The organism is Micromonospora sp. LA-10 (genome assembly GCF_051853095.1).
Classification (GTDB): Bacteria; Actinomycetota; Actinomycetes; order Mycobacteriales; family Micromonosporaceae; genus Micromonospora; species Micromonospora echinospora_A.
Window position 1 is genome coordinate 2,337,824 of sequence record NZ_CP195710.1, and the last position, 22,355, is coordinate 2,360,178.

Annotated in this window: 19 protein-coding genes; 9 read left to right on the forward strand and 10 right to left on the reverse strand. The window is 72.7% G+C overall.

Annotated features, from left to right (window positions below):
* Positions 1-315: 315 nt before the first annotated feature.
* The 4 genes from ACSDG8_RS10850 to ACSDG8_RS10865 all read left to right on the forward strand — a co-directional run bounded on the left by ACSDG8_RS10850 (position 316) and on the right by ACSDG8_RS10865 (position 2,836).
* The gene (locus ACSDG8_RS10850) at positions 316-876 is read left to right on the forward strand and encodes a peroxiredoxin (protein WP_210898836.1); all 561 of its coding nucleotides are present in this window, start codon (positions 316-318) and stop codon (positions 874-876) included.
* 1 nt (position 877) lies between these two features.
* Positions 878-1,408 carry a carboxymuconolactone decarboxylase family protein gene (locus ACSDG8_RS10855; protein WP_210898834.1) on the forward strand — a complete coding sequence of 177 codons (531 nt, stop codon included), beginning with the start codon at positions 878-880 and terminating at the stop codon, positions 1,406-1,408.
* A gap of 172 nt (positions 1,409-1,580) precedes the next feature.
* Positions 1,581-2,045: a PRC-barrel domain containing protein gene (locus tag ACSDG8_RS10860; RefSeq protein ID WP_210898833.1), complete on the forward strand. Its 465-nt coding sequence runs from the start codon at positions 1,581-1,583 to the stop codon at positions 2,043-2,045.
* A gap of 50 nt (positions 2,046-2,095) precedes the next feature.
* Positions 2,096-2,836 (forward strand): tyrosine-protein phosphatase, encoded by a 741-nt coding sequence (locus tag ACSDG8_RS10865; RefSeq protein WP_210898831.1) that lies wholly within the window; start codon positions 2,096-2,098, stop codon positions 2,834-2,836.
* Between the two features lie 51 nt (positions 2,837-2,887).
* Here the strand turns inward: ACSDG8_RS10865 and ACSDG8_RS10870 are convergent, their stop codons facing one another.
* Together ACSDG8_RS10870 and ACSDG8_RS10875 are read right to left on the reverse strand one after the other, a co-directional pair.
* Positions 2,888-3,982, reverse strand: a complete 1,095-nt coding sequence (locus ACSDG8_RS10870) for a branched-chain amino acid aminotransferase (protein ID WP_210898829.1) — start codon at positions 3,980-3,982, stop codon at positions 2,888-2,890.
* 193 nt (positions 3,983-4,175) lie between these two features.
* Entirely contained in the window at positions 4,176-5,207 is a 1,032-nt protein-coding gene (locus ACSDG8_RS10875; RefSeq protein ID WP_210898827.1) for a 3-isopropylmalate dehydrogenase, read from the reverse strand.
* Between the two features lie 220 nt (positions 5,208-5,427).
* On the opposite strand from ACSDG8_RS10875, the gene ACSDG8_RS10880 reads away from it, so the two are divergent.
* A complete protein-coding gene (locus tag ACSDG8_RS10880; RefSeq protein ID WP_439427850.1) occupies positions 5,428-6,297 on the forward strand; it encodes an FAD:protein FMN transferase in 870 nt (289 codons plus the stop codon).
* A 295-nt stretch (positions 6,298-6,592) separates the two neighbouring features.
* Positions 6,593-6,946 carry a hypothetical protein gene (locus tag ACSDG8_RS10885; RefSeq protein ID WP_210898823.1) on the forward strand — a complete coding sequence of 118 codons (354 nt, stop codon included), beginning with the start codon at positions 6,593-6,595 and terminating at the stop codon, positions 6,944-6,946.
* Positions 6,947-7,007: 61 nt separating this feature from the next.
* Here ACSDG8_RS10885 and serA read toward each other — a convergent pair whose 3' ends face one another.
* Positions 7,008-8,606, reverse strand: a complete 1,599-nt coding sequence (gene serA, locus ACSDG8_RS10890; RefSeq protein WP_210898821.1) for a phosphoglycerate dehydrogenase — start codon at positions 8,604-8,606, stop codon at positions 7,008-7,010.
* 266 nt (positions 8,607-8,872) lie between these two features.
* On the opposite strand from serA, the gene ACSDG8_RS10895 reads away from it, so the two are divergent.
* Positions 8,873-10,450: a hypothetical protein gene (locus ACSDG8_RS10895; RefSeq protein ID WP_210943064.1), complete on the forward strand. Its 1,578-nt coding sequence runs from the start codon at positions 8,873-8,875 to the stop codon at positions 10,448-10,450.
* A gap of 81 nt (positions 10,451-10,531) precedes the next feature.
* Here the strand turns inward: ACSDG8_RS10895 and ilvC are convergent, their stop codons facing one another.
* The 4 genes from ilvC to ACSDG8_RS10915 form a co-directional block, all read right to left on the reverse strand.
* Positions 10,532-11,545 carry a ketol-acid reductoisomerase gene (gene ilvC / locus ACSDG8_RS10900; protein WP_210943065.1) on the reverse strand — a complete coding sequence of 338 codons (1,014 nt, stop codon included), beginning with the start codon at positions 11,543-11,545 and terminating at the stop codon, positions 10,532-10,534.
* Between the two features lie 59 nt (positions 11,546-11,604).
* Complete coding sequence (ilvN, locus tag ACSDG8_RS10905; RefSeq protein ID WP_210898815.1) at positions 11,605-12,120, reverse strand: acetolactate synthase small subunit; 516 nt, start codon at positions 12,118-12,120, stop codon at positions 11,605-11,607.
* Positions 12,120-14,015: an acetolactate synthase large subunit gene (locus ACSDG8_RS10910; RefSeq protein ID WP_439427851.1), complete on the reverse strand. Its 1,896-nt coding sequence runs from the start codon at positions 14,013-14,015 to the stop codon at positions 12,120-12,122. The genes ilvN and ACSDG8_RS10910 overlap by 1 nt, the downstream gene beginning before the upstream one ends.
* 180 nt (positions 14,016-14,195) lie before the next feature.
* Positions 14,196-16,643, reverse strand: coding sequence for a putative bifunctional diguanylate cyclase/phosphodiesterase (locus ACSDG8_RS10915; protein ID WP_210943067.1), 2,448 nt, complete (start codon positions 16,641-16,643; stop codon positions 14,196-14,198).
* Positions 16,644-16,753: 110 nt separating this feature from the next.
* On the opposite strand from ACSDG8_RS10915, the gene ilvD reads away from it, so the two are divergent.
* Both ilvD and ACSDG8_RS10925 read left to right on the forward strand, forming a co-directional pair.
* Positions 16,754-18,601 (forward strand): dihydroxy-acid dehydratase, encoded by a 1,848-nt coding sequence (gene ilvD, locus ACSDG8_RS10920; protein ID WP_210898809.1) that lies wholly within the window; start codon positions 16,754-16,756, stop codon positions 18,599-18,601.
* An 82-nt stretch (positions 18,602-18,683) separates the two neighbouring features.
* Positions 18,684-19,406, forward strand: coding sequence for a hypothetical protein (locus ACSDG8_RS10925; protein WP_439427852.1), 723 nt, complete (start codon positions 18,684-18,686; stop codon positions 19,404-19,406).
* A 108-nt stretch (positions 19,407-19,514) separates the two neighbouring features.
* Here the strand turns inward: ACSDG8_RS10925 and ACSDG8_RS10930 are convergent, their stop codons facing one another.
* The 3 genes from ACSDG8_RS10930 to ACSDG8_RS10940 form a co-directional block, all read right to left on the reverse strand.
* Entirely contained in the window at positions 19,515-19,688 is a 174-nt protein-coding gene (locus tag ACSDG8_RS10930) for a hypothetical protein (protein WP_439427853.1), read from the reverse strand.
* A gap of 229 nt (positions 19,689-19,917) precedes the next feature.
* Positions 19,918-21,312: a stress response protein gene (locus ACSDG8_RS10935; RefSeq protein ID WP_439427854.1), complete on the reverse strand. Its 1,395-nt coding sequence runs from the start codon at positions 21,310-21,312 to the stop codon at positions 19,918-19,920.
* 307 nt (positions 21,313-21,619) lie between these two features.
* Positions 21,620-22,324: a TetR/AcrR family transcriptional regulator C-terminal domain-containing protein gene (locus ACSDG8_RS10940; protein ID WP_439427855.1), complete on the reverse strand. Its 705-nt coding sequence runs from the start codon at positions 22,322-22,324 to the stop codon at positions 21,620-21,622.
* Between the last annotated feature and the right edge of the window lie 31 nt (positions 22,325-22,355).

Consider the following 22,355-nt stretch of genomic DNA (forward strand, 5'->3'; position numbering starts at 1 on the left):
AGTCCTCTTCTCGTGTCCGTCCTGGGGAGCAAACAAAAAGACCCCCCGCGGATGCGGGAGGTCTGCGCGCTCGGCGAGGAAGGGCCGGCGCGCTAGCTGCTAATGATCAGGACGAAGCTGGTCACGACCCGTACTCTGCCACCTCGCCCACGGATTTGGGAGGCGAAACCCATATTCCGGGACGATCCCGTGGCCGGTGATCGTCTTCACACCCGGACAAAGCCCTCCACGAGCACAAACAGGGCTCCGGAAGAATCTTGAACCGATCCAGTTACTGGCCCGGCTACCCTGCCCGGCCACGCTCAAGGAGGACCCGTGCTCACTGTCGGTGACCACTTCCCCGAGTACGAACTCACCGCCTGCGTATCGCTCGACCCCGACAAGGCGTTCGAGACGATCAACCACAAGTCCCACGAGGGCCAGTGGCGCGTCGTGTTCTTCTGGCCGAAGGACTTCACCTTCGTCTGCCCCACCGAGATCGCCGAGTTCGGCCGTCTCAACGGCGAGTTCGCCGACCGCGACGCCCAGGTGCTCGGCGTCTCCGTCGACAACGAGTTCGTCCACTACGCCTGGCGCAAGGACCACCCGGACCTGCGCGAGCTGCCCTTCCCGATGCTCAGCGACATCAAGCGCGAGCTGACCTCCGCCTGCGGCGTGCTCGGCTCCGACGGCGTCGCCCAGCGGGCCACCTTCATCGTGGATCCGAACAACGAGATCCAGTTCGTCATGGTGACCGCCGGATCGGTCGGCCGCAACGTCTCCGAGGTGCTGCGGGTGCTCGACGCGCTCCAGACCGACGAGCTGTGCCCGTGCAACTGGAACAAGGGTGCGGCGACGCTCGACGCCAACGCGCTCCTCGCCGGCGCCGGGGCCTGACATGGGTCTGGACACGATCAAGGCGGCCCTGCCGGAGTACGCCAAGGACATCCGGCTCAACCTCGGCTCCACCATCACCACCTCGACGCTGAAGCCGGAGCAGGCCTGGGGCACCGCCCTGGCCTGCGCGGTGGCGGCCCGCAACCCGGTGGTGCTGCGGGAGATCGCCGCCGAGGCGGCCGGTCACCTCACGCCCGAGGCGGTCCAGGCGGCCAAGGGCGCTGCCGCGGTGATGGCGATGAACAACGTCTACTACCGGGCCAAGCACCTGATCGGCGACGAGCAGTACGCGTCGCTGCCGGCCCGGCTGCGGATGCAGATCATCGCCCGCCCCGGCGTGGAGAAGACCGACTTCGAGCTGTGGTGCCTCGCCGTCTCGGCGATCACCGGCTGCGGCGTCTGCCTGGAGTCGCACGAGAAGACGCTGCGCGCCGCCGGGTTCAGCCGTGACCAGGTGCACGAGGGGCTGCGGATCGCGGCCGTCGTACACGCCGCCGCGGTGACCCTGGACGCGGAGGCCGCGCTGGCCTGATCCACCCGCCCGGACGTGCCCGACCGGCGCGGACCGGCGACCCGAGGGCCGGCGCCACCACCGTGGCGCCGGCCCTTCGGCGTCGGCGGGTTGGCGCGCCGGAAGGGTGGGTAACCCGGTCGACGGAGAACGGCGCCGCGACGGCCGCGGCCGTCGGAACGGGAGGGCGGCAATGGACGAACTGGACCCGCGCGCCACACACGGCGGCACCGAGCCGATCCTCGACGACGGCCGGGGCGCGGTCGCCGGCGGCGCCCCGGCGGGCGCCTTCGACCCGTGGCGCTACCGCGACGAGGCGGGCGTGGCGAGCGCCGACCTGACCGGCTACAAGGTCGAGGCCACCGACGGCGCCATCGGCAAGATCGACCGGGCGAGCCACGAGGTGGACGACAGCTTCCTGGTGGTGGACACCGGGCCGTGGATCTTCGGCAAGAAGGTGATGCTCCCGGCCGGCACCGTGAACCTCGTCGACCACGACGCCCGTACCGTGCACATCGACCGGGACAAGGACCAGATCAAGGCCGCCCCGGAATTCGACGAGGCCAGCCACGCCGACCCGGGCTACCGGGACCGGCTCGGCGGCTACTACGGCGAGAACCACTCGGCGCTGCCGCCGGACGTACCGCCGCGCATCTGACACCTCGGCGACGGCCGGCGGGGACGTGGGAACGCCCCGCCGGCCGTACCGTGTCGGATGTGGACGCCCCGGAGAGCCCCTTCCCCACCCTGTTCAACTTCCGTGAGGTCGGCGGATACGCCACTCAGGACGGCCGCACCGTACGGCGCGGCCGGCTCTACCGTTCCGACTCGCTGCACCGCATCGACGAGACCGACCGGGCGGCGTTCACCGCGCTCGGCATCCGTACCGTGATCGACCTGCGCCGCCCCACCGAGGTGGAGCGCGACGGCCGGGTTCCCGCCTACGACGGGCTCACCTACCGGCACATCCACCCCGAGCACGAGGACTGGGGCGCGAACAGGTTCGACGCCTCCGGCGTCAGCCTGGCCCGTTACCTGGCCGACCGGTACGCCGACCTGGCACGCACCGGCACGGCGGGGCTCGCCGAGGCGGTCGGGCTGATCGCCGACAGCGCCAACGCCCCGGTGGTGGTGCACTGCGTCGCCGGGAAGGACCGCACCGGCATCGTCTGCGCGCTCACGCTGTCCGTGCTCGGGGTGCCCGACGAGGACGTGGTGGCCGACTACGCGCTGAGCACCGCCGCCTCCCAGCGTTTCGCCGAGTGGGTACGGGCCACGCTGCCGGACGCGGAGGAACCGCCGCCGCCGTTCCTGGCGTCCCCCGCCGAGACGATGGAGCTATTCCTGGCCGAGCTGCGCGCCGGCTACGGCTCGGTCGAGGGCTACCTGACCCACGCCGGCGTCACCGAGGCGCAGCTGGAGTCCCTGCGCACCCACCTGCTGGACTGACCCGGCCCCGCGGCGGTCGAGGAGCAAACTCCCCGACCACCGCGCGGGCGGTCAGAGGACCCGGGTGACCCAGCCGTGCGGGTCGTCGGCGCGACCGCGCTGGATGTCCACCAGCTTCTGGCGCAGCGCCATGGTGACCTGGCCCGGCTCACCGCCGCCGATGAGGAACTCGCCCGCCGGGAAGCGCACGCCGCCGATCGGGGTGACGACGGCGGCCGTGCCGCAGGCGAACACCTCGCGCAGCCGCCCGCTTGCCGCGTCCGCCTGCCAGTCGGCGAAAGCGACCGGCTCCTCCCGCACCTCGTGCCCGGCCTCGGCGGCCAGCGTGAGGATCGCGTCGCGGGTGATGCCGGGCAGGATCGTGCCGCCCAGCGGCGGGGTGACGATGCTGCCGTCGTCGTAGACGAAGAAGACGTTCATGCCGCCCAGCTCGTCGACGTAGCGCCGCTCGACCGCGTCCAGGAAGACCACCTGGTCGCAGCCGGCCTCGATCGCCTCGGCCTGCGCCGCGAGCGAGGCGGCGTAGTTGCCGCCGCACTTCGCCGCGCCGGTGCCGCCGGGCGCCGCCCGGGTGTAGTCCGGCGAGACCCAGACCGTCACCGGCTTCACCCCGCCGGAGAAGTACGCCCCGGCCGGCGAGGCGATGACGCAGTAGAGGTATTCGTTGGCCGGGCGCACACCGAGGAAGACCTCGCTGGCGAACATGAACGGACGCAGGTAGAGGCTGGCGTCCTCGTGCTCCGGGATCCACGCCTGGTCGAGCTCGACGAGCCGGCGCAGCGACTCCACGAACGTCGCCTCCGGCAGCTCCGGCATGGCGAGCCGGCGGGCGGACGCGCCGAACCGGGCCGCGTTCGCCTCCGGGCGGAACATCGTCACCGCGTCACCGGTGCGGTACGCCTTCAGCCCTTCGAAGATCTCCTGCGCGTAGTGCAGCACCGCCGCGGCCGGGTCCATCGGGATCGGCGCGCGCGCCTCCAGGCGGGCGTCGTACCAGCCCTTGCCCTCGGCGTAGCGGATGGTGACCATGTGGTCGGTGAAGACCCGGCCGAAACCGGGGTTCGCCAGCAGGGCGGCCCGGTCGGCGGCGGATACCGGCGCGGGATTCGGACGGATCTCGAAATCGAGCTTGTCACCACCGCTCATCGCGCTGACCTCCCTGCGGGTTCACGGCATGCGGGATCGCACGCCGACGTCACTGGTGCCAGAAACTTACCCCGAACGGTCGTTCAGCGGATAGATCCGCCCCACGGGCGGTCACGCCGCACCGGACCGCCGGAGCGGGCCCGGAGACGGGTCTGGCGGCCCGTTACCGGGCCGCCAGGAAGGATCGGCCCGGTCAGGATACGGCGTACCCGGCGAGCCGGTCGCCGACCTCCTCGGTGCGCAGCGGCGCGCCGGGCGTACGCGCGGCCAGCTCGGCGCCGACCGCGGCGGTCACCCGGGCGGCGGCGTCGGCGTGGCCGAGCTGGTCCAGCAGCAGCGCGGCGGAGAGCACGGCGGCGACCGGGTCGGCGACGCCCTTGCCGGCGATGTCCGGCGCGGAGCCGTGCACCGGCTCGAACATCGACGGGTAGCGCCCCTCCGGGTTGATGCAGCCGCTGGCCGCCAGCCCGATGCCGCCGGTCACCGCGGCGGCGATGTCGGTGAGGATGTCGCCGAAGAGGTTGTCGGTGACCACCACGTCGTAGCGGGACGGGTTGGTCACCAGGAACATCGCGGCGGCGTCGATGTGCTGGTACTCGGTGGCGACGTCGGGGTGCTCGGCGGCCACCGCGGCGAAGGCGCGCGACCAGAGCGACCCGGCGTGGGTGAGCACGTTGGTCTTGTGCACGAGCGTGACCTTGCGCCGTTCGCGGCGGCGGGCGCGGGCGAAGGCGTCGCGGATGACCCGCTCGACGCCGTGCCGGGTGTTCAGGCTCTCCTCGGTGGCCACCTCGGCCGGGGTGTCCCGGTGCAGCGCGCCACCGGCGCCCGCGTACAGGCCCTCGGTGCCCTCGCGGACCACCACGAGGTCGACCTCGCCGGGCTTGACCGCGGCGAGCGGGCCGCCGACGCCGGGCCAGAGCCGCGACGGGCGCAGGTTGACGTACTGGTCGAAGGCGAACCGGAGCTTGAGCAGCAGGCCGCGCTCCAGCACGCCCGGCGGCACTGTCGGGTCGCCGACCGCGCCGAGCAGGATGGCGTCGTGGCCGGCCAGTTCGTCGAGGACGGAGTCGGGCAGCGCCTCGCCGGTGCGGTGCCAGCGCGCCGCGCCCAGGTCGTACTCGGTGGCCTCGATGCCGGGCAGCACCGCGTCGAGGACCTTGCGGGCCTGCGCGACCACCTCGGGTCCGATGCCGTCGCCGGCCACCACCGCGATGCGTGCCACCTGATGCTCCTCGTCTCGACGTTCCCGGCAACGGTACGTCGGTGTCCCGGCCCCCGGTACGACTCTTCCACCATTCGGGAACGCGAGTCACAGGATCCTCCCAGGCAGCACTCATGGTGTGGTCATCTCCACTGCTTAGGGTCGGGTTCGATCGGGTCGACGCAGGCCCGGGACCGGCCACCGCCGCGACACGGCGGCGACCACCGAGGGGGCAGGTGTCATGCGGATCGAGCACCGGCGAACCCACTGGGCGGACGAGCAACCCCGTACCCGCTGGGTCGATCAGTCCGCGTTCCGCCCGGTCCGTCCGGACCTGCACCTGGGCGCCAGCAGCCACCGCGTCGAGCGGCCCGGCGGGGCGTCCGGCCGGATCAGCGTCCGGCACACGGTGACCACCTCGACCGCCGACTACACGCTGCTGCTCAACGCGCCCGAGTGGCTCGGCCACCGGGTGGTGGGCGAGGCGCTGCGGGACGCCGTCGCCGAACTGCGGGCCGTCGACATCACCTACGGACCGAACCGGCCGGACAGCCTCGTGTCCCGGCTGCGCCGCGACGAGATCAGCCCTGACTCGTACCCCCCGCTGGCCGACCTGATCGACCTCTGCGCGTCGATGCGGGCGGCGACCGACGGCTGGTTCGACGCCTGGGCGGTGCCCGGCGGCTTCGACCCGGGCGGCCTGCTCGGCGGCTGGGCGGTGGAGCGGGCGGCGGCGCGGTTGCGCGCCGCCGGCGTCCACGACTACGCCGTGCTCAGCGGCGCCGACCTGATGGTACGCGGGCGCGCGGCGCACGGCGGGCCGTGGCGCGTCGCGGTGCACCACCCCACCGACACCCGGCGGACCCCTGTCGTGCTGGAGATGACGACCGGCGCGGTGGGCACCTCCGGCGTCACCGGGCGGCGGGGGCACGTGATCGACCCGCACACCGGCGAGCCGACCGACCGCCTGGCGGCCGCCACCGTGATCGGCCCGGACCTGGCCGTCGCCGACGCCTACGCCACCGCCCTGTACGCCGCCGGCCCGGCCGGACTGGCCTGGTTCCGTCAGGACTCGGACTACCGCCCGCTGTTCGCGCAGCACCGGCGCTGAGCCGCGATCGGCCCCCGCGGTCTCGGCAACGACCGTGGGGGCCGGTCAGCGACGAGTGCGCGTGGCTCGCGCAATCGAGGGGTGCGGGCCGACGGGGCGGACGCCCGACCGCGCCACCCGAAGACGGGCCGGGAATCGACTCAGCCGGAAACCGCAACGGTACGCTAGCGAATCGACGCAACTCGACGCAAGAGTCTCCACAGCGGACGCTTGGGAATCGGTGCCGGCAATCAGCCGGTGAACGCACGGTGGGGCAGAGGTGACGGGCCGGGCCCGGGATGGCACGCTGTCCGCCGTGAGTTTCGATCTGAGCGTGTGGGCCCTGCCGAACGGGGCGACACCGGAGCAGGTGCGGGCGGCGGTGCAGCAGTGCCGCGAGGGCTGGCACGGCAGGCAGCAACCCGACCCGAGACTGGTCGCCTTCTACCGGGCGATCACGGCGAGCTACCCCGACGGTCCGCCCCGTCCGGGTACGCCGTGGGAGGCGCCGCTGCACACGGCCGCCGACCACATCGAGATGAACCTGAATCCCGCCTGCCCGGACCAGGTCCTGCTGGACGTCGAACGGCTGGCCGGCGAACACGACCTGATGCTCTTCGACGCGCAGGACGGCTCGGTCTACCCGCCACCGGCCCGCGTGCGTTCCTGACCGTCCGGAACGACGAAGGGCCCGGCCGCATCCGGCCGGGCCCCGATGTGTCCTGTCCGGACTACACGTCGCGCAGGTCGGCGGCGCTGGCCGCCACCGCGCCGATCGAGTCGGCGGCGGAGGTGAGCAGGTCGGCGCCGAGCGCCTGGTCGACGGTGAGCGTCATCAGCGTCTCGCCACCGGCCTCGCGGCGGGCCACCTGCATGGCGGCGATGTTCACACCGGCCTCGCCGAGCAGCGTGCCGACGGTGCCGACCACGCCGGGCCGGTCGGCGTAGCGCAGGAAGACCAGGATGCCCTCCGCGCCGATCTCCACGTCGAAGCCGTCCACCTCGGTCAGCTTGAACACGTCACGGGCGCCGGTGTGCACCACGGTGCCGGACACCCGGACGGTACGCCCGTCCGGCAGCGCGCCGCGCACGGTCACCAGGTTCGGGTGGTCGACCGTCTCGCCCGGCGTGGCCAGGGTGACCTCGACGCCCCGCTCGGCGGCCAGGTGCGGCGCGTTGACGTAGGTGACCTGCTCCTCCACCACGGAGCTGAACAGCCCCTTGGTGGCGGCGAGCTTGAGCACCGACACGTCGTGGCCGGCGATCTCACCGCGCACCTCGACGGTCACGCTGGCGGCGACCCCGCCGGCCAGGGCGGTGAACGCCCGGCCCAGCCGCTCGGCCAGCGGCAGCAGCGGGCGTACGTCCTCGGCGACCACGCCACCGGCCTGCACGTTCACCGCGTCCGGGACGAACTCGCCCTGGAGCGCGAGCTTGACGCTCTTGGCCACGGCGAGACCGGCCTTGTCCTGCGCCTCGTTGGTGGAGGCGCCCAGGTGCGGGGTGGCCACCACGTTGTCGAAGGCGAACAGCGGCGAGGAGGTGCAGGGCTCCTTGGCGTACACGTCGACGCCGGCGCCGGCGACCCGGCCCTCCGCGATCGCGTCGGCGAGCGCCTGCTCGTCGACCAGCCCGCCCCGGGCCGCGTTGACGATCCGGACGCCCGGCTTGACGATCGCCAGCTCCTTCTCGCCGATCAGGCCCACCGTCTCCGGCGTCTTCGGCAGGTGGATGGAGATGAAGTCGCTCTCCCGCAGCAGCTCCTCCAGCCCGACCAGGCGGACGCCGAGCTGCGCGGCGCGGGCCGGCTGGATGTACGGGTCGTACGCGATCAGCCGGGTGCCGAACGCGGCGATGCGCTGGGCGAAGAGCACGCCGATGCGGCCGAGGCCGACCACGCCCACGGTCTTGCCCTGGATCTCCACGCCGGTGTACTTGGACCGCTTCCACTCGCCGGCCTTGAGCGCGGCGCTGGCGCTGGCGGTGTTGCGGGCCACCGCGAGCAGCAGCGCGACGGCCTGCTCGGCGGCGGAGACGATGTTGGAGGTGGGCGCGTTGACGACCATGACGCCCCGGGCGGTGGCGGCGGGCACCTCGACGTTGTCCAGACCGACGCCGGCGCGGGCGACCACCTTGAGCCGCGGCGCGGCCGCGATCGCCTCGGCGTCGATCTGGGTGGCGCTGCGTACGATCACCGCGTCGGCCTCGGAGAGAGCGGAGAGCAGGGCCGGGCGGTCGGTGCCGTCCACGTGGCGCACGTCGAAGTCGTGGGCGAGCACCTCGATGGCGGCGGGGGCGAGTTCTTCGGCGATCAGTACGACAGGAGTCATCGGTCCTCGTAGACGCTCGGTTTCGGTTCGGCCTGGGGGCGTCGGGACGCCGCGCTGCGCCCTGCGCCTATCCGTGCCATGGCCGTCGGGTGCGCCGGGGCACCACACCAAGGATGGTAGGTGGCTGTCCGGCCTCCGGGTCCCGGACCTCGGGGTGAGCGCCCTCACACAGGCCCGTCGCACGCCTGTCATCAGCCGTTCACCCGGCTCCGCCCTGGCAGGAACCCGCTACAACGGGAGCTGTCGCCACGAGGGAGGAAGCGCCGATGTGGGTCGTCGTCCGGATCACGCTGCTGCGGCCGTTGGCCCGTCTCGACCCGCTCGGCTGGGGACCGCGGCTGGCCGAGGCGTTGGTCACCCGGTCCCAGGTGGTGAGCGGACTGCCGGGCGGCACGGCCCGGCGGACGGCCGCCGCCGAGGAGGCGGTGGCGCTCTGCCGCCGGCTGGCCGCCGAACGCCCGGAGCAGACCCGCACGGTGCTGGCCCGGGCGCTGGTGGCCCGCGCCGGCGTGCCGGACGTCCGCCCCACGACCGCGGTCGCCGCCGAGCTCGCCGAGGCGATCGGGTACGTCGAGCAGGCGTCCGACCGGCCCGGGCTGGTCGCGCTGGCCACCGCCCGGACGCTGCTCGCCCGGAACCGGGCCCATGTCGGCCAGGTACACCCGGCGCTCACCTCGGCCCGGCTGGCGCTGCGCGCCTGGGCCGACGCGGAACCGCTCACCGGCGACCAGCGGGCCCGGCGGATCCTCACCCTGCTGACGGTCGCAGACTGCGCGGAGAAGCTGGAGCGGCACGACGAAGCGCTCGACGCCCGCCGGCAGGCCCGGGACGCATACCTCGGGCTGCCCTGGCGGTACCGGTTTCGCTGGAAGGCCGCCGGCGCCGAAACCGCTGTGGACCTCGCGAACAGCATGGCCGCGGCCGGCCGGCACCGCGACGCGCTGGACCTGCTGACCGCGTCCGCGGCGGACCTGGAGGTGCTCCGCACCGTCACACCCGTGCCCGGTCACCGCGTGTCCGCCGGCGCGCTGCTGGTCGAGGCGTACTGCCGGCAGGCGCTGGGTGAGATCGAGGCGGCCGAGCGGGCCGCCGCCGAGGCGGTCGATCACCTGCGGCCGTGGGTCGACCAGACCCCCGGGGTTCGCGGGCACGGCCTGGCCGGCGCGCTACGCGCCCACGGTCGCCTGCTGCTGGAGGCGGACCGGCCGGGCGAGGGCGTCGCCCGGCTCGCCGAAGCCGTCGAGGTGGCCCGCGAGGGCGGGGGCATCCAGCTGGCCCGGTCACTGGCGTCGCTCGTCTCGGCGCGGATGACGACCGGCGCGTGGGACGACGTGGAGCCCCTCCTGGCGGAGTTGCTGCCGCTCTGCCGACGGCGCGCCGTCGATCTGCCCGAGGTGTTCCGCCCGCTGCTCGTCCAGGGCCTGACCGCGGTGACAGCCATGACCGACTTCCGGCGGGGCGACGAGGATCCGCCACCGCCCGGCACGCGGATCGCCGGAATGACCGGGACAGCGGCCGGACGGGAGGCGGTCGAGCTGGCCCGGTCACTGGCGGCCGGGCAACCGACCTACCGTGCGCTGCTGAGCTCGGCCCTGTTCGGCCTGGATCGGGCCCTGAGCCGATCCGGTGACGTGGCGGGGGCGGCCGAGACGCTGCGGGAGTGCGTGGCCCTGCGCCGGGAACTGGCCGACGAGGATCCGGCCCACCGGGCCGACCTCTCCCGGGCGCTGGGCAATCTCGGCAACCGGCTGGGCGCGCTGGGCCGGCTCGACGAGGCGTACGAGGCCCACCGCGAGTCGGTGGAGCAGGCGCGTGCGGTGGACGGCGGGCTGCCGCCCGCCTGACCGGCGGTGGGCGGAACGAACGGCGGCCCGCGGTCCGACGCCGGGGAGAGCGTCGGGCCACGGGCCGCACGAGGGAAGAACTCAGGCGGTCTCGGTGATCGGCCGGTCGACCCAGCTCATCATGGAGCGCAGCTTCTGCCCGGTCTCCTCGATCGGGTGCGCCGCGCCCTCGGCCCGCCACTTGGCGAAGTTCGGCCGGCCCGCCTCGTCCTCGGCCACCCACTCGCGGGCGAACTCGCCGGACTGGATCTCGCCGAGGATCTTGCGCATCTCCTCCTTGACCCGCGAGTCGATCACGCGCGGGCCGCGGGACAGGTCGCCGTACTCGGCGGTGTCGGAGATGCTGTAGCGCATCCGGGCGATGCCGCCCTCGTACATCAGGTCGACGATGAGCTTCAGCTCGTGCAGGCACTCGAAGTAGGCCACCTCGGGCGCGTAGCCGGCCTCGGTGAGCACCTCGAAACCGGTCTGCACCAGCGCCGCCGCGCCACCGCAGAGCACCGCCTGCTCGCCGAACAGGTCGGTCTCGGTCTCCTCGGTGAACGTGGTCCGGATCGCGCCGGCCCGGGTGCCGCCGATCGCCTTGGCGTACGCCAGGGCCAGGCCGAACGCGTTGCCGCTGGCGTCCTGCTCGACGGCGACCAGGCAGGGCACGCCCTTGCCGTCGACGTACTGGCGGCGGACCAGGTGGCCGGGGCCCTTCGGGGCGACCATCGCCACGTCCACGTCGGCCGGGGGCTTGATCAGGCCGTACCGGATGTTGAAGCCGTGCCCGAAGAACAGCGCCTTGCCGGCGGACAGGTTCGGCGCGATGGCCTCGGCGTAGATGTGCCGCTGGGCGGTGTCCGGCGCCAGGATCATGATCACGTCGGCCTCGGCCGCCGCCTCGGCGGGCGTCAGCACCCGCAGGCCCTGCTCCTCGGCCTTCGGCCGGCTCTTCGACCCGGCGGGCAGGCCGATCACCACGTCGACGCCCGAGTCGCGCAGCGACAGCGCGTGCGCGTGGCCCTGGCTGCCGTACCCGATCACGGCGACCTTGCGGCCCTGGATCAGGCCCAGGTCGGCGTCGTCGTCGTAGAACACCTCAACGCTCATTGACTTCCCTTTCGTACGGCGGAGCCCGTCGGCCCGTCGAAAAAACTTGTGGGTACGGATCAGGCGGCGCGCAGGGCCGGGCCGGCGGTGATGGCCCGCGAACCCCGCCCGATGGCCACCGTGCCGGACTGGACCATCTCCTTGATGCCGAACGGCTCCAGGTCACGCAGCAGCGCGTCGAGCTTGTCCGGCGTGCCGGTGGCCTCGACGGTGAGCGTGTCCGGCGCGACGTCGACCACCCGGGCACGGAACAGGCTGACCGTCTCCAGCACCTGGGCGCGGGCCGTGCGGTCCGCGCGGACCTTGACCAGCAGCAGCTCCCGCGCCACCGACACCTGCGGGTCCAGCTCCACGATCTTGAGTACGTTGACCAGCTTGTTGAGCTGCTTGGTCACCTGCTCCAGCGGCGAGGACTCGGCGTTGACCACGATGGTGATGCGGGAGACGTCCGGGTTCTCGGTCTCGCCGACGGCGAGGCTGTCGATGTTGAACCCGCGCCGGGAGAACAGCCCGGAGACGCGGGCGAGGACACCCGGCTTGTTCTCCACCAGCACGGACAGCGTGTGCATAGTCATTACAGCTCGTCCTCGTCGAAGGCGGGACGCACGCCCCGCGCGAACATGATCTCGTCGTTGCTGGTGCCGGCGGCGACCATCGGCCAGACCATCGCGTCCTTGCCGACCACGAAGTCGATGACCACCGGCGCGTCGTTGATCGCCATGGCCGCCTCGATGGTCTTGTCCACGTCGGCGGCGTTCTCGCAGCGCAGCCCGACGCAGCCGAGCGCCTCGGCGAGCTTGACGAAGTCCGGGATGCGGTGCTTGTGCGTGCCCAGCTCGGTGTTGGAGTAGCGCTCCCCGTAGAACAGGGTCTGCCACTGCCGCACCATGCCCAGGTTGCCGTTGTTGATCACGGCGACCTTGACCGGGATGCCCTCCAGCGCGCAGGTGGCCAGCTCCTGGTTGGTCATCTGGAAGCAGCCGTCGCCGTCGACCGCCCACACCGTGGTGTCCGGCTTGCCGACCTTGGCCCCCATCGCGGCCGGGACGGCGTAGCCCATGGTGCCCAGGCCGCCGGAGTTGAGCCAGGTGTGCGGCTTCTCGTACGAGATGAACTGGCTGGCCCACATCTGGTGCTGGCCGACACCCGCCACGTAGATCGCGTCCGGGCCGGCGATCTCGCCCAGCCGCTTGATCACGTACTGCGGGGAGAGCGTGCCGTCGGACGGCTCCTCGAAGCCGAGCGGGTACCGCTCGCGCAGGTCGTCGAGCTGCGCCCACCAGTCGGTCAGGTCGACCGACGGGTGCGCGGCCTGCTCGGCGGTGACGGCCGCGATCAGCTCGTCGATGACGTGCCGCGCGTCGCCCACGATCGGGACGTCGGCGTGCCGGTTCTTGCCGATCTCGGCCGGGTCGATGTCGGCGTGGACCACTGTCGCGTCCGGGGCGAACGAGTCCAGCCGGCCGGTCACCCGGTCGTCGAAGCGGGCGCCCAGCGCCACGATCAGGTCGGCCTTCTGCAGGCCGTAGACCGCCGCCACGGTGCCGTGCATGCCCGGCATGCCCAGGTGCTGGCGGTGCGAGTCGGGGAACGCGCCCAGCGCCATCAGCGTGGTGACCACCGGGATGCCGGTCTGCTCGGCCAACTTCCGCAGCCCCTCGGTGGCGCCGGCCTTGAGCACGCCGCCGCCGACGTAGAGCACCGGACGGCGGGCGCCGGTCATCAGCCGGGCCGCCTCGCGGATCTGCTTGCCGTGCGGGTGCAGCGTGGGCCGGTAGCCGGGCAGGTCGAGCGCGGGCGGCCAGGAGAAGGTCGCGGGCGCCTGGAGCACGTCCTTCGGGATGTCGACGAGCACCGGGCCGGGCCGGCCGGTCGCGGCCAGGTGGAACGCCTCGGCCAGCACCCGCGGGATCTCGTCGGCCGTCTGCACCAGGAAGTTGTGCTTGGTGATCGGCAGCGTGATGCCCTGGATGTCCGCCTCCTGGAAGGCGTCCGTGCCGATCGACGGCCGGGCCACCTGACCGGTGATCGCCACCATCGGCACCGAGTCCATGTAGGCGTCGGCGATCGGCGTCACCAGGTTCGTCGCGCCCGGGCCGGAGGTGGCGATGCACACGCCGACCCGGCCGGTGGCCTGCGCGTAACCGGTGGCCGCGTGCCCCGCGCCCTGCTCGTGCCGGACCAGGATGTGCCGGACCGTGGAGTCGTAGAGCGGGTCGTACGCGGGCAGGATCGCACCGCCCGGAATGCCGAAGACCACGTCGACGCCGAGCGCCTCCAGCGACCGCACGAGCGAACCGGCGCCCGAGACCTGCGCGGTGGCGGGCTCCCGTACGGGCGTCTCGGCGGTGGCGGCCGCCGGGGCGGCACGACCGGGGCGGGCGGCGGAGTCGGAGTCACCGGCCGCGCCGGTGCCGGAACGGGCACGGCGGGCGGAGTGGGCGAGGGTCTCTGGCGTGGGTCTCGTCATGGCGGTTCAAGCCTTCGGAAGTGAGTGGGTGACGCGCTTCTCAGGATGGGACGCGGAGGTCCCGCGATGGGTCCGACGGCAACAAAAAAGCCCACGTGCAGGATGCACGGGGCCAGCGCACTCTCGGTGGGAGAGTGCGCTCAGGTAAGTACTCGCGGCGACCGGTTCGACGACATGCGGCTAAGCCTGACGCATCTCACGCGATGAGTCAACTGATCCCACATTTTGGTTCACGGACGTGGGCGTTTCGGTACCCGACACGCCCTCCATCCCCGGCGCCACCTGCGAAGATCCCTCCATCGGAGGACGCTGGGCGGGCACCGTGGCGGGCGGGTTGTTACGCAACCGGGGCAGCAACGGCGACGGGCTGTGCGCCGGCGGCGCCGGGGGCGTCGGCGGCATCGCGGTGTGCCGGTTCCCGGGCGCTGTCGCCGCCTCCAGCATCGCCTCCAGGTGCTCGGCCGGTACGCCCCAGCCGAACAGCGCCCCCTGCCCGAACCGGCAGCCGGCGGCCACCACCGCGGCCAGCTCGGTCGGGTTGGTCACGCCCTCGGCGATCACCTCCAGGCCGAGCTGGTGACCCAGGCGCATGACGATGTCGACCATCGGGGCGAACGCAGGGCCGTCCCGCCCGACCGGCCGGACCGGCTCGTGCTCGGCGACCAGACTGTGGTCGATCTTGAGGATGTCGATCGGCAGCCGCCGGAGCTGGCCGAGCGAGGAGTAGCCGGCGCCGAAGTCGTCGAGCGCGATCCGGACGCCGGTCAGCCGCAGCGCGGTGAGCCGCCGGATCAGCTCGTCCAGGTCGGTGGCGACCGCGTGCTCGGTCACCTCCAGTACCAGCCGCTGCGGCGGCACGTGGTGCGCGCGCAGCGCCTCGGCGACCTGGACCACGTACTCCGGCGCGTGCAGCTCACGCGGTGAGACGTTCACCGACACCCAGACATCGTGCCCGTCGGCGAGCCAGCGGGAGAGCTGGTAGCAGGCCTGATGCAGCACCCACGCGCCGAGCTTGGCGATCATCCCGCACTCCTCGGCGAGCGGGATGAACTCGTCCGGCCGCACGTTGCCCAGCTCCGGGTGACGCCAGCGCAGCAGCGCCTCCGCGCCGACCGGCCGCACCGACGGCAGCGAGGCCACCGGCTGGAAGACCAGCCGCAGCTCGTCGCGCTCGATCGCGCCGCGCAGCTCGTGCTCCAGCCGGGTACGCCGGCTCAGCAACTGGTCGTACGTGGCGTCGTAGCGCTCGATCCGGTTCTTGCCCCGCTGCTTGGCGTAGCGCAGGGCCAGGTCGGCGTTGCGCAGCAGCAGCTCCACGTCCGTCTCGCCGTGCCGGGCCGCCACCCCGATGCTCACCGACAGGAAGACCGGCCCGTCCCCCTGCTCGTACGGGCGGCCGAGCACCCCGAGCAGCCGGTCGGCCACCGGGCCGGGATCGGCCGACCCGTGCATCAGCACCGCGAACTCGTCGCCGCCGAGCCGGGCCGCCAGGTCGCCGGGCCGCAGGTTGCCCCGCAGCCGCCGCCCCACCTCGATCAGCACCGCGTCGCCGACGTCGTGGCCCCGCATGTCGTTGACGTTCTTGAACCCGTCCAGGTCGAGCCCGAGCAGGACGCACGGCACGCCCGCCTCGGCGCCGCGGTGCAGCGCCCGCAGCAGCCCGCGCCGGTTCGCCAGCCCGGTGAGCGGGTCGGTGTGCGCCAGCTCACGGAAGTGCGCCTCCCGCTCGGCCAGCCGGCTCGCGTAGCCGCGTACGTCGTTGAGCGCCAGGTACTGCCGGGTGACCAGGGCGAAGCCCTCGACGGTGCCGGCCACGATGGCGTACCCGTCGAACCCGCCGCCCTGCACCAGGTGGTACATCGCGGAGGCGGCGATGGCGAACATCGGCACGAAGGCGTACTCGCCGTCACGGCGGATGAGATCGACGTCGAGCTGCGTCAGGTCGGCCCGGCGCCCGGCCACGGCGGTGGCGAGCAGGCCGGCGGCGGTCAGCGCGGCGCCGGTCAGCGCCAGGCCGGGACCGGCCTGGCAGAGCCCGGCCGAGACGCCCAGCCCGCCGGCCGTGACCGCTATCGCGCCGACGCCGAGCAGGGTCAGCCAGCCGCGTGGCGGCGCGACCCGCAGCACCAGGATCACGGTCAGCCCGGTGGTCAGCGCCGCGATGATCGTGGCCAGCAGGATCGGCAGGCAGGCGGTCGGCGTGGCGTCACCGAGCAGCCGGGTCGGCTCGCTGAACGCCACCCAGCCGGCGAACCAGAGCGCGCTGCCCATGATCAGGCCGTCGAGCAGCAGCCGGGCGGTGGCGGCGCGGGTCGCGGCGGCGCCGGGCAGCCGGAGCACGGCGGCGCCGAGACCGAGCCCGGCGAGCGTGGTGCCCACCGCGACCAGGATCGCCCAGCCGGTCCGCTGGCCCTGCCGGTGCGCCCAGTGGTCCCCGGCCGCGAGCAGGCCACCGAGGCCGACCAGCAGGCTGAGCAGGGCCGCCCCGGCGGCGACGGCCAGCAGCAGGTGGGCCTGCCGGCGGGGGCCGGTGCGACGCCGCGCGGACGCGGCGAGCAGCACCGTGGCGGCGGCCGCGGCGATCCCGCTCAGCGCCGCGACGGTGACCATCCCCGGGGACGACTGCACGCGTCAACTGTGCCGGATGAGCGCCCCCCGTGGGGCACCGGGTGTGCAACTGTTGGGACACAGGGTGCGCGGCGGGGGCGCGCCGCGGGGATGGTGTCAGACTGGGTGTCATGCCTGAGCTGCGGTCGAGGACCTCCACCCACGGTCGGACGATGGCCGGCGCCCGGGCCCTCTGGCGGGCCACCGGGATGACCGACGACGACTTCGGCAAGCCGATCGTCGCCATCGCCAACAGTTTCACCCAGTTCGTACCCGGTCATGTCCACCTCAAGGACCTCGGCGGCCTGGTCGCCGACGCGGTGGCCGAGGCCGGCGGCGTGGGGCGGGAGTTCAACACCATCGCCGTGGACGACGGCATCGCCATGGGCCACGGCGGCATGCTCTACTCCCTGCCCAGCCGGGAGCTGATCGCCGACGCGGTCGAGTACATGGTCAACGCGCACTGCGCGGACGCCCTGGTCTGCATCTCCAACTGCGACAAGATCACCCCGGGCATGCTGCTCGCCGCGCTGCGGCTCAACATCCCCACCGTCTTCGTCTCCGGCGGCCCGATGGAGGCCGGCAAGACGGTGGCGATCGAGGGCGTCGTCCACTCCAAGATCGACCTGATCGACGCCATGATCGCCTCCTCGAACGAGGCGGTCACCGACGACCAGCTCGGCGAGATCGAGCGCTCCGCCTGCCCGACCTGCGGCTCCTGCTCCGGCATGTTCACCGCCAACTCGATGAACTGCCTCACCGAGGCGATCGGCCTGGCGCTGCCCGGCAACGGCTCGACGCTCGCCACCCACGCCGCGCGCCGGTCGCTGTTCGTCGAGGCCGGGCGCACGATCGTGGAGATCGCCAAGCAGTGGTACGAGAACGACGATGCCTCAGTGCTGCCGCGCTCGATCGCCGGCCGGGAGGCGTTCGAGAACGCGATCGCCCTCGACGTGGCCATGGGCGGCTCGACGAACACCGTGCTGCACCTGCTCGCCGCCGCCCGCGAGGCGGAGCTGGACTTCGGCGTGGCCGACATCGACGCGATCTCCCGCCGGGTGCCGTGCCTGGCCAAGGTCGCCCCGAACTCGCCGAACTACCACATGGAGGACGTGCACCGGGCCGGCGGCATCCCGGCCATCCTCGGTGAGCTGGACCGCGCCGGGCTGCTGCACCGCGACGTGCGGTCGGTGCACTCCCCCAGCCTCGACAAGTGGCTGGCCGACTGGGACGTGCGCGGCGGCGCGGCCCGGCCGGAGGCGATCGAGCTGTTCCACGCCGCCCCGGGCGGTGTGCGCACCACCGAGCCGTTCTCCACCACCAACCGCTGGTCGTCGCTGGACACCGACGCGGCCGGCGGCTGCATCCGCGACGGGGAGCACGCCTACAGCGCGGACGGCGGGCTGGCCATCCTGCACGGCAACCTCGCGCCGGCCGGCTGCGTGGTGAAGACCGCCGGCGTGCCCGAGGAGTGCCTGACGTTCCGCGGCCCGGCCAAGGTCTACGAGTCGCAGGACGACGCGGTGACCGCCATCCTCGCCAAGGAGATCGTCGCCGGGGACGTCGTGGTGATCCGGTACGAGGGCCCGAAGGGCGGCCCCGGCATGCAGGAGATGCTCTACCCCACCTCGTTCCTCAAGGGCCGAGGGCTGGGCCGTTCCTGCGCGCTGCTCACCGACGGCCGCTTCTCCGGCGGCACCTCCGGCCTGTCCATCGGGCACGTCTCGCCCGAGGCGGCCTCCGGTGGGCTGATCGCGCTGGTCCGCGACGGCGACGAGGTCGTCATCGACATCCCGGGCCGGTCGATCGAGCTGAACGTCCCAGCCGACGAGCTGGAGGCGCGGCGGGTGGCCGAGGAGAAGCGGGACCGCCCGTACACCCCGGTCGACAGGCAGCGTCCGGTGTCGGCGGCGCTGCGCGCGTACGCGTCGATGGCGACCTCGGCCAGCGACGGCGCCTACCGCCGCGTCCCCGAGTGACGTAAGGAAGGGCCCCCTATTAACGCCTCCGGTAGAGGAGGGGGCCCTTCTTAACGCCCGCGCGCCGGTAACGTCCGGCGGCGTGGAGACGACTGTTAGCTACGCGCGACTGGTCCGGCCCGCGATCGACCGGGTGTACGTGGGCGCCCGCTGGGCAGCCCGCGCCCGGATGGAGGCGTTCTACGCCGAGCGGGGCTGCACACTCGGCGCGGAGAACAGCTTCTTCTCCGGTGTGCTGGCCCGGCCGATGCCCGCCGAGGCGCTGGCCGACGGCCTGATCTACACCTCCGGCAGCATGGACGAGGAGCTGGCGCAGGGCGTCGTCGTCCGGGACGATGAGGGCGCGTGGCACCTCACCAACCTGGGCCGGGAGCTGACGCTGTTCGCCCAGCGGGCCACCGGCGAGGCCGCCGAGGAACTGTGGGCCATGCTGCCCGGCGTACTGCCCGGCCTGGGCATCGTGCCCCGGCTCGCCGAGCTGGTCGGCCGGACGCTGGCGCACGCGCAGGCCACCGGCGGGCCGGTGTTCCGGGCGATGTCCCCGCCGTACGAGCCGGAGGACGCCTCCCCGGCGCTGCTGCTCGTCACCCGGCTGGGCTCGTTGCGGCACCACCGCGCGGACGCGCACCGGGCCGCGTGGCGGGCCGCCGGGCTGACCGCCGACGAGATTCGCGCGCTGCCGGACGGGCCGCAACGCGCGGCTATCGAGGCGGACACCGACCGCCGCGACGAGCCCACGTACGCGGTGCTCACCGAGGCCGAACGGTGGGACTTGCTGGCCGGCCTCGCCGCCCTGCCCAACTAGCGCTCGCCCGCAGAGCCGTCGGGTGGAACGCCATGGGTGTCTCCGGTCCCGTTTGACACCCATGGCGTTCCACTCGCCGCGAGGGCGCGCTGCACGACGGCAGGCGCGTCAAGGGCGGGGCGGGTCCTCCTCGGCCGGGGCGGTGCCGTCGATGGGCAGGCCGAACTCGGCCGGTGAGTTCTCGTCGGTGCCGTCCAGGTCCGCGTGCGGCTCGTCCGGGATGACGTCGTCGGGGTCGGCGCCTCCGGCGTGCAGTTCGGACAGCTCAACCGGATCAGTCATGCCGCCCTGGTACCCGCCCGGCGCCGCCCGAACCCGGCGGTGCCGGCGGGCGTCCGTTCCAGGGCGAGCCGGAGGAGCACCTCCGTGTCGAGGGCGTCCTGGCGTGCAAGCGCCGTTACGCCGAGTGCTCCGCGGGCGAGAACGCCGAATACTCACTCGCGCCCTACGCCCTGGACGAGCTGCGGGCGGCCACCAGCTCGGTCGGAAGCTCGGCGGCGAGACGGTGGGATCACTCGTCGGCGCGGTCCGAGGAACCAGAGCCGCCGGGCGTTCCCTGGGTGTCGAACTCAGGGCTGTCCTGGGACGAGATGGCGGTGGAGACGAGGCTGGAAGCGACCGGCTGCACGGGAATGACGTCGTCCGACGTACGCAACCGGGGCGCCGCGGGCATCCACGGCTTGAGGTTCTGGATGATCTGCTCGTAGAAGTCGTCAACGGCGTGCAGCACGGAGTCGATGAAGGCGCCCCGGCCACTGCCGCGCTTGGTTCCCGCAGCTGCGCTCTGGGCGACACGGAAAGCCCGCAGTTCGCGCGAGGGATCACTGATGAGCGTCGTCGGCTCGGTGCGTACCTGGCGGAGGAGATCGGTGGCGCCACCGCCTCGGGCGTGCATGGCGAATGCCTCGATCCGGACCGTGTCCGGCGCGTCCTTCAGTTGACGAACCAGCCAGTTCACCCGGGTGGTCGGCCGCCCCGACCGCGGAGCGTCGACATCGACGTGGCAGACGATCTGCCCGGCCCGCAGATCGGCCGTCACGTGAAGATGGCCGACCGCGCCCGGAATCCGGATGCTGCCGGTCAGGGTGCCGGCACTGGCGAGTTGGTTGGCGAGCGACTGGGTACGTGCGGCCGGGTCGGCGAGGTCGCGGCGGCTCAGTGCGGGAGTCACGTCGGTGCCCAACTGTCGGCCGAGTCGGAGGCACGCGTAACGGATCAGGGCGTCGAAGCGGCCGGCGACCTGCGCTGCCGCACCGTCGCCGGCCCGCAGCGTCCCGGCCGACACCCCGTCCCGCACCTGCACCCAGGCCGGCCCCATGTCGCTGAACTCAAGAGCGCCCGAACGCGGGTGTTCGAGGTATCGGATCAACTCGCCCAGAACCCATGCCTGATCCGGGTCTGCGACGCCCCGGTATTCCTTCTGAATCACGGCCTGGGTGAGGATCTCCGTCCAGGGCAGGTGATAGAGGGCGACCTTGCGCAGTTTCCGGCGATCGACTGTCGTCGGATGCTGACCCGGGACGGGGGCGATCTCGTTGGAGATCGTGATGAGGGCGTCGAATCCCTGCTCCCGCGCGATGTCCAGGTATGCCTCCAACTGCTCGGAGCGCAGCGGGTTACTGCCGGTCTTCACCTCCACGAGCGCGGTCCATTGGCGCTGTCCTCTGGTGACGCGGATGAGGCCGTCCGGAAAGAGCTGCTGGTTTCCGAGTTTGAAGGGGACCTCGATGAAGGTCTGCACGACTCCGGCCGGTGCGCCGACGGACTGGGTCAGCACACGCCCGAACTCCCGGACCGCGCTCATCACCGCCAGCAGGGCGGAGGTCGCCCGGCGTTCCTGCTCTTCGGCGCCGTTGATGCCCGAGGTGGGAATCAGACGCGCCGCGAGCCAGGTTTCCTCAGACATAAGTGACTCCTCGTGAATGCGGTGGTACGAGAAGTTACTCGTGAGCCCGATCGAAAAGTGGCGCGACCATCGGCGCGTACGAACGAAAATGGTTGACCAGTCGGATGTAGAGCAATCCGTCCCGGTCGAAACGAATGCCGGACGGATAGGACAACTCATCAATTCGGCTCGGGTCCTGTTCTCAGTCCGATACCTGACTGCGAATGGCAGGACCGAGTCGCGTCGGTGGAACGCCATGGGTGTCAAACGGGCGCGGAGACACCCATGAGGTTCCACCCGACAGTTCGCGCCTGACCCGCGCGGCGGTTCAGGCGCTCGGCAGGTGTCGCTCCAGGCCGTCGAAGAGCAGGTCGAGTGTGAACTCGAACTCGGTCTGAGAATCGCACCATCCGCGCGTCGGGTCCGCCGCGTCGTGCATCTCGGCGGCGACCATCGCGGCCAGGTGCGGCAGCCGCTCGGCCAGTGCCGCCATCTCGGCCTCCGCTGCCGCCGCGTCGGTCTCCCCGCCCGCGTCCGGCCGGAACACCTCCTGCGCGAAGCCGAGCGCCATGCTGCCGAACGCATGCAGCGCCCGGTGGGCGATCCGGTACGAGAAGCCGCCGTCGACCAGGGTGGCGAGGATGCCGTCGTAGTAGGCGTACACCCCGGCGGGGACGGTCGGGCGGGAGCTGAGCAGCGCGGGGGCCCACGGGTGCCGCAGCATGACCGCGCGCGCGGCGAGGAAGCGCAGCCGCAGCCGGGTCCGCCAGTCGCCGCCGGGGGCGTCCGCCTCGGCCCGCTCGGCGGCTGAGGTGATCTCCGTGGCGACCGCGTCGACGAGGCCGTCGAGCAGTCCGGCCTTGCCGGGTAGGTGGTGGTAGAGCGACATGGCCTCGACGCCGAGTTCGGCGGCGAGCCGGCGCATCGTGAGCGCGCCCATCCCTTCGGCGTCCACCAGGGCGATCGCGCTGGCCAGAGCCCGCTCGCGGCTCAGCGGCTCCCGAGGCTTCCTCGCTCCCATCCGGCTCCCCATCTCCCCTTGACCTTACAGCGTATGGTTTGCC

Bases quoted from the DNA above. Each gene is read 5' to 3' on its own strand.
- ACSDG8_RS10855 (WP_210898834.1), top strand. From the start codon at position 878: ATGGGTCTGGACACGATCAAGGCGGCCCTGCCGGAGTACGCCAAGGAC.
- ACSDG8_RS10860 (WP_210898833.1), top strand. From the start codon at position 1,581: ATGGACGAACTGGACCCGCGCGCCACACACGGCGGCACCGAGCCGATC.
- ACSDG8_RS10870 (WP_210898829.1), bottom strand. From the start codon at position 3,982: ATGAGCGGTGGTGACAAGCTCGATTTCGAGATCCGTCCGAATCCCGCG.
- ACSDG8_RS10880 (WP_439427850.1), top strand. From the start codon at position 5,428: ATGCGGATCGAGCACCGGCGAACCCACTGGGCGGACGAGCAACCCCGT.
- serA (WP_210898821.1), bottom strand. From the start codon at position 8,606: ATGACTCCTGTCGTACTGATCGCCGAAGAACTCGCCCCCGCCGCCATC.
- ACSDG8_RS10895 (WP_210943064.1), top strand. From the start codon at position 8,873: ATGTGGGTCGTCGTCCGGATCACGCTGCTGCGGCCGTTGGCCCGTCTC.
- ilvC (WP_210943065.1), bottom strand. From the start codon at position 11,545: ATGAGCGTTGAGGTGTTCTACGACGACGACGCCGACCTGGGCCTGATC.
- ilvN (WP_210898815.1), bottom strand. From the start codon at position 12,120: ATGACTATGCACACGCTGTCCGTGCTGGTGGAGAACAAGCCGGGTGTC.
- ACSDG8_RS10910 (WP_439427851.1), bottom strand. From the start codon at position 14,015: ATGACGAGACCCACGCCAGAGACCCTCGCCCACTCCGCCCGCCGTGCC.
- ilvD (WP_210898809.1), top strand. From the start codon at position 16,754: ATGCCTGAGCTGCGGTCGAGGACCTCCACCCACGGTCGGACGATGGCC.
- ACSDG8_RS10930 (WP_439427853.1), bottom strand. From the start codon at position 19,688: ATGACTGATCCGGTTGAGCTGTCCGAACTGCACGCCGGAGGCGCCGAC.
- ACSDG8_RS10935 (WP_439427854.1), bottom strand. From the start codon at position 21,312: ATGTCTGAGGAAACCTGGCTCGCGGCGCGTCTGATTCCCACCTCGGGC.
- ACSDG8_RS10940 (WP_439427855.1), bottom strand. From the start codon at position 22,324: ATGGGGAGCCGGATGGGAGCGAGGAAGCCTCGGGAGCCGCTGAGCCGC.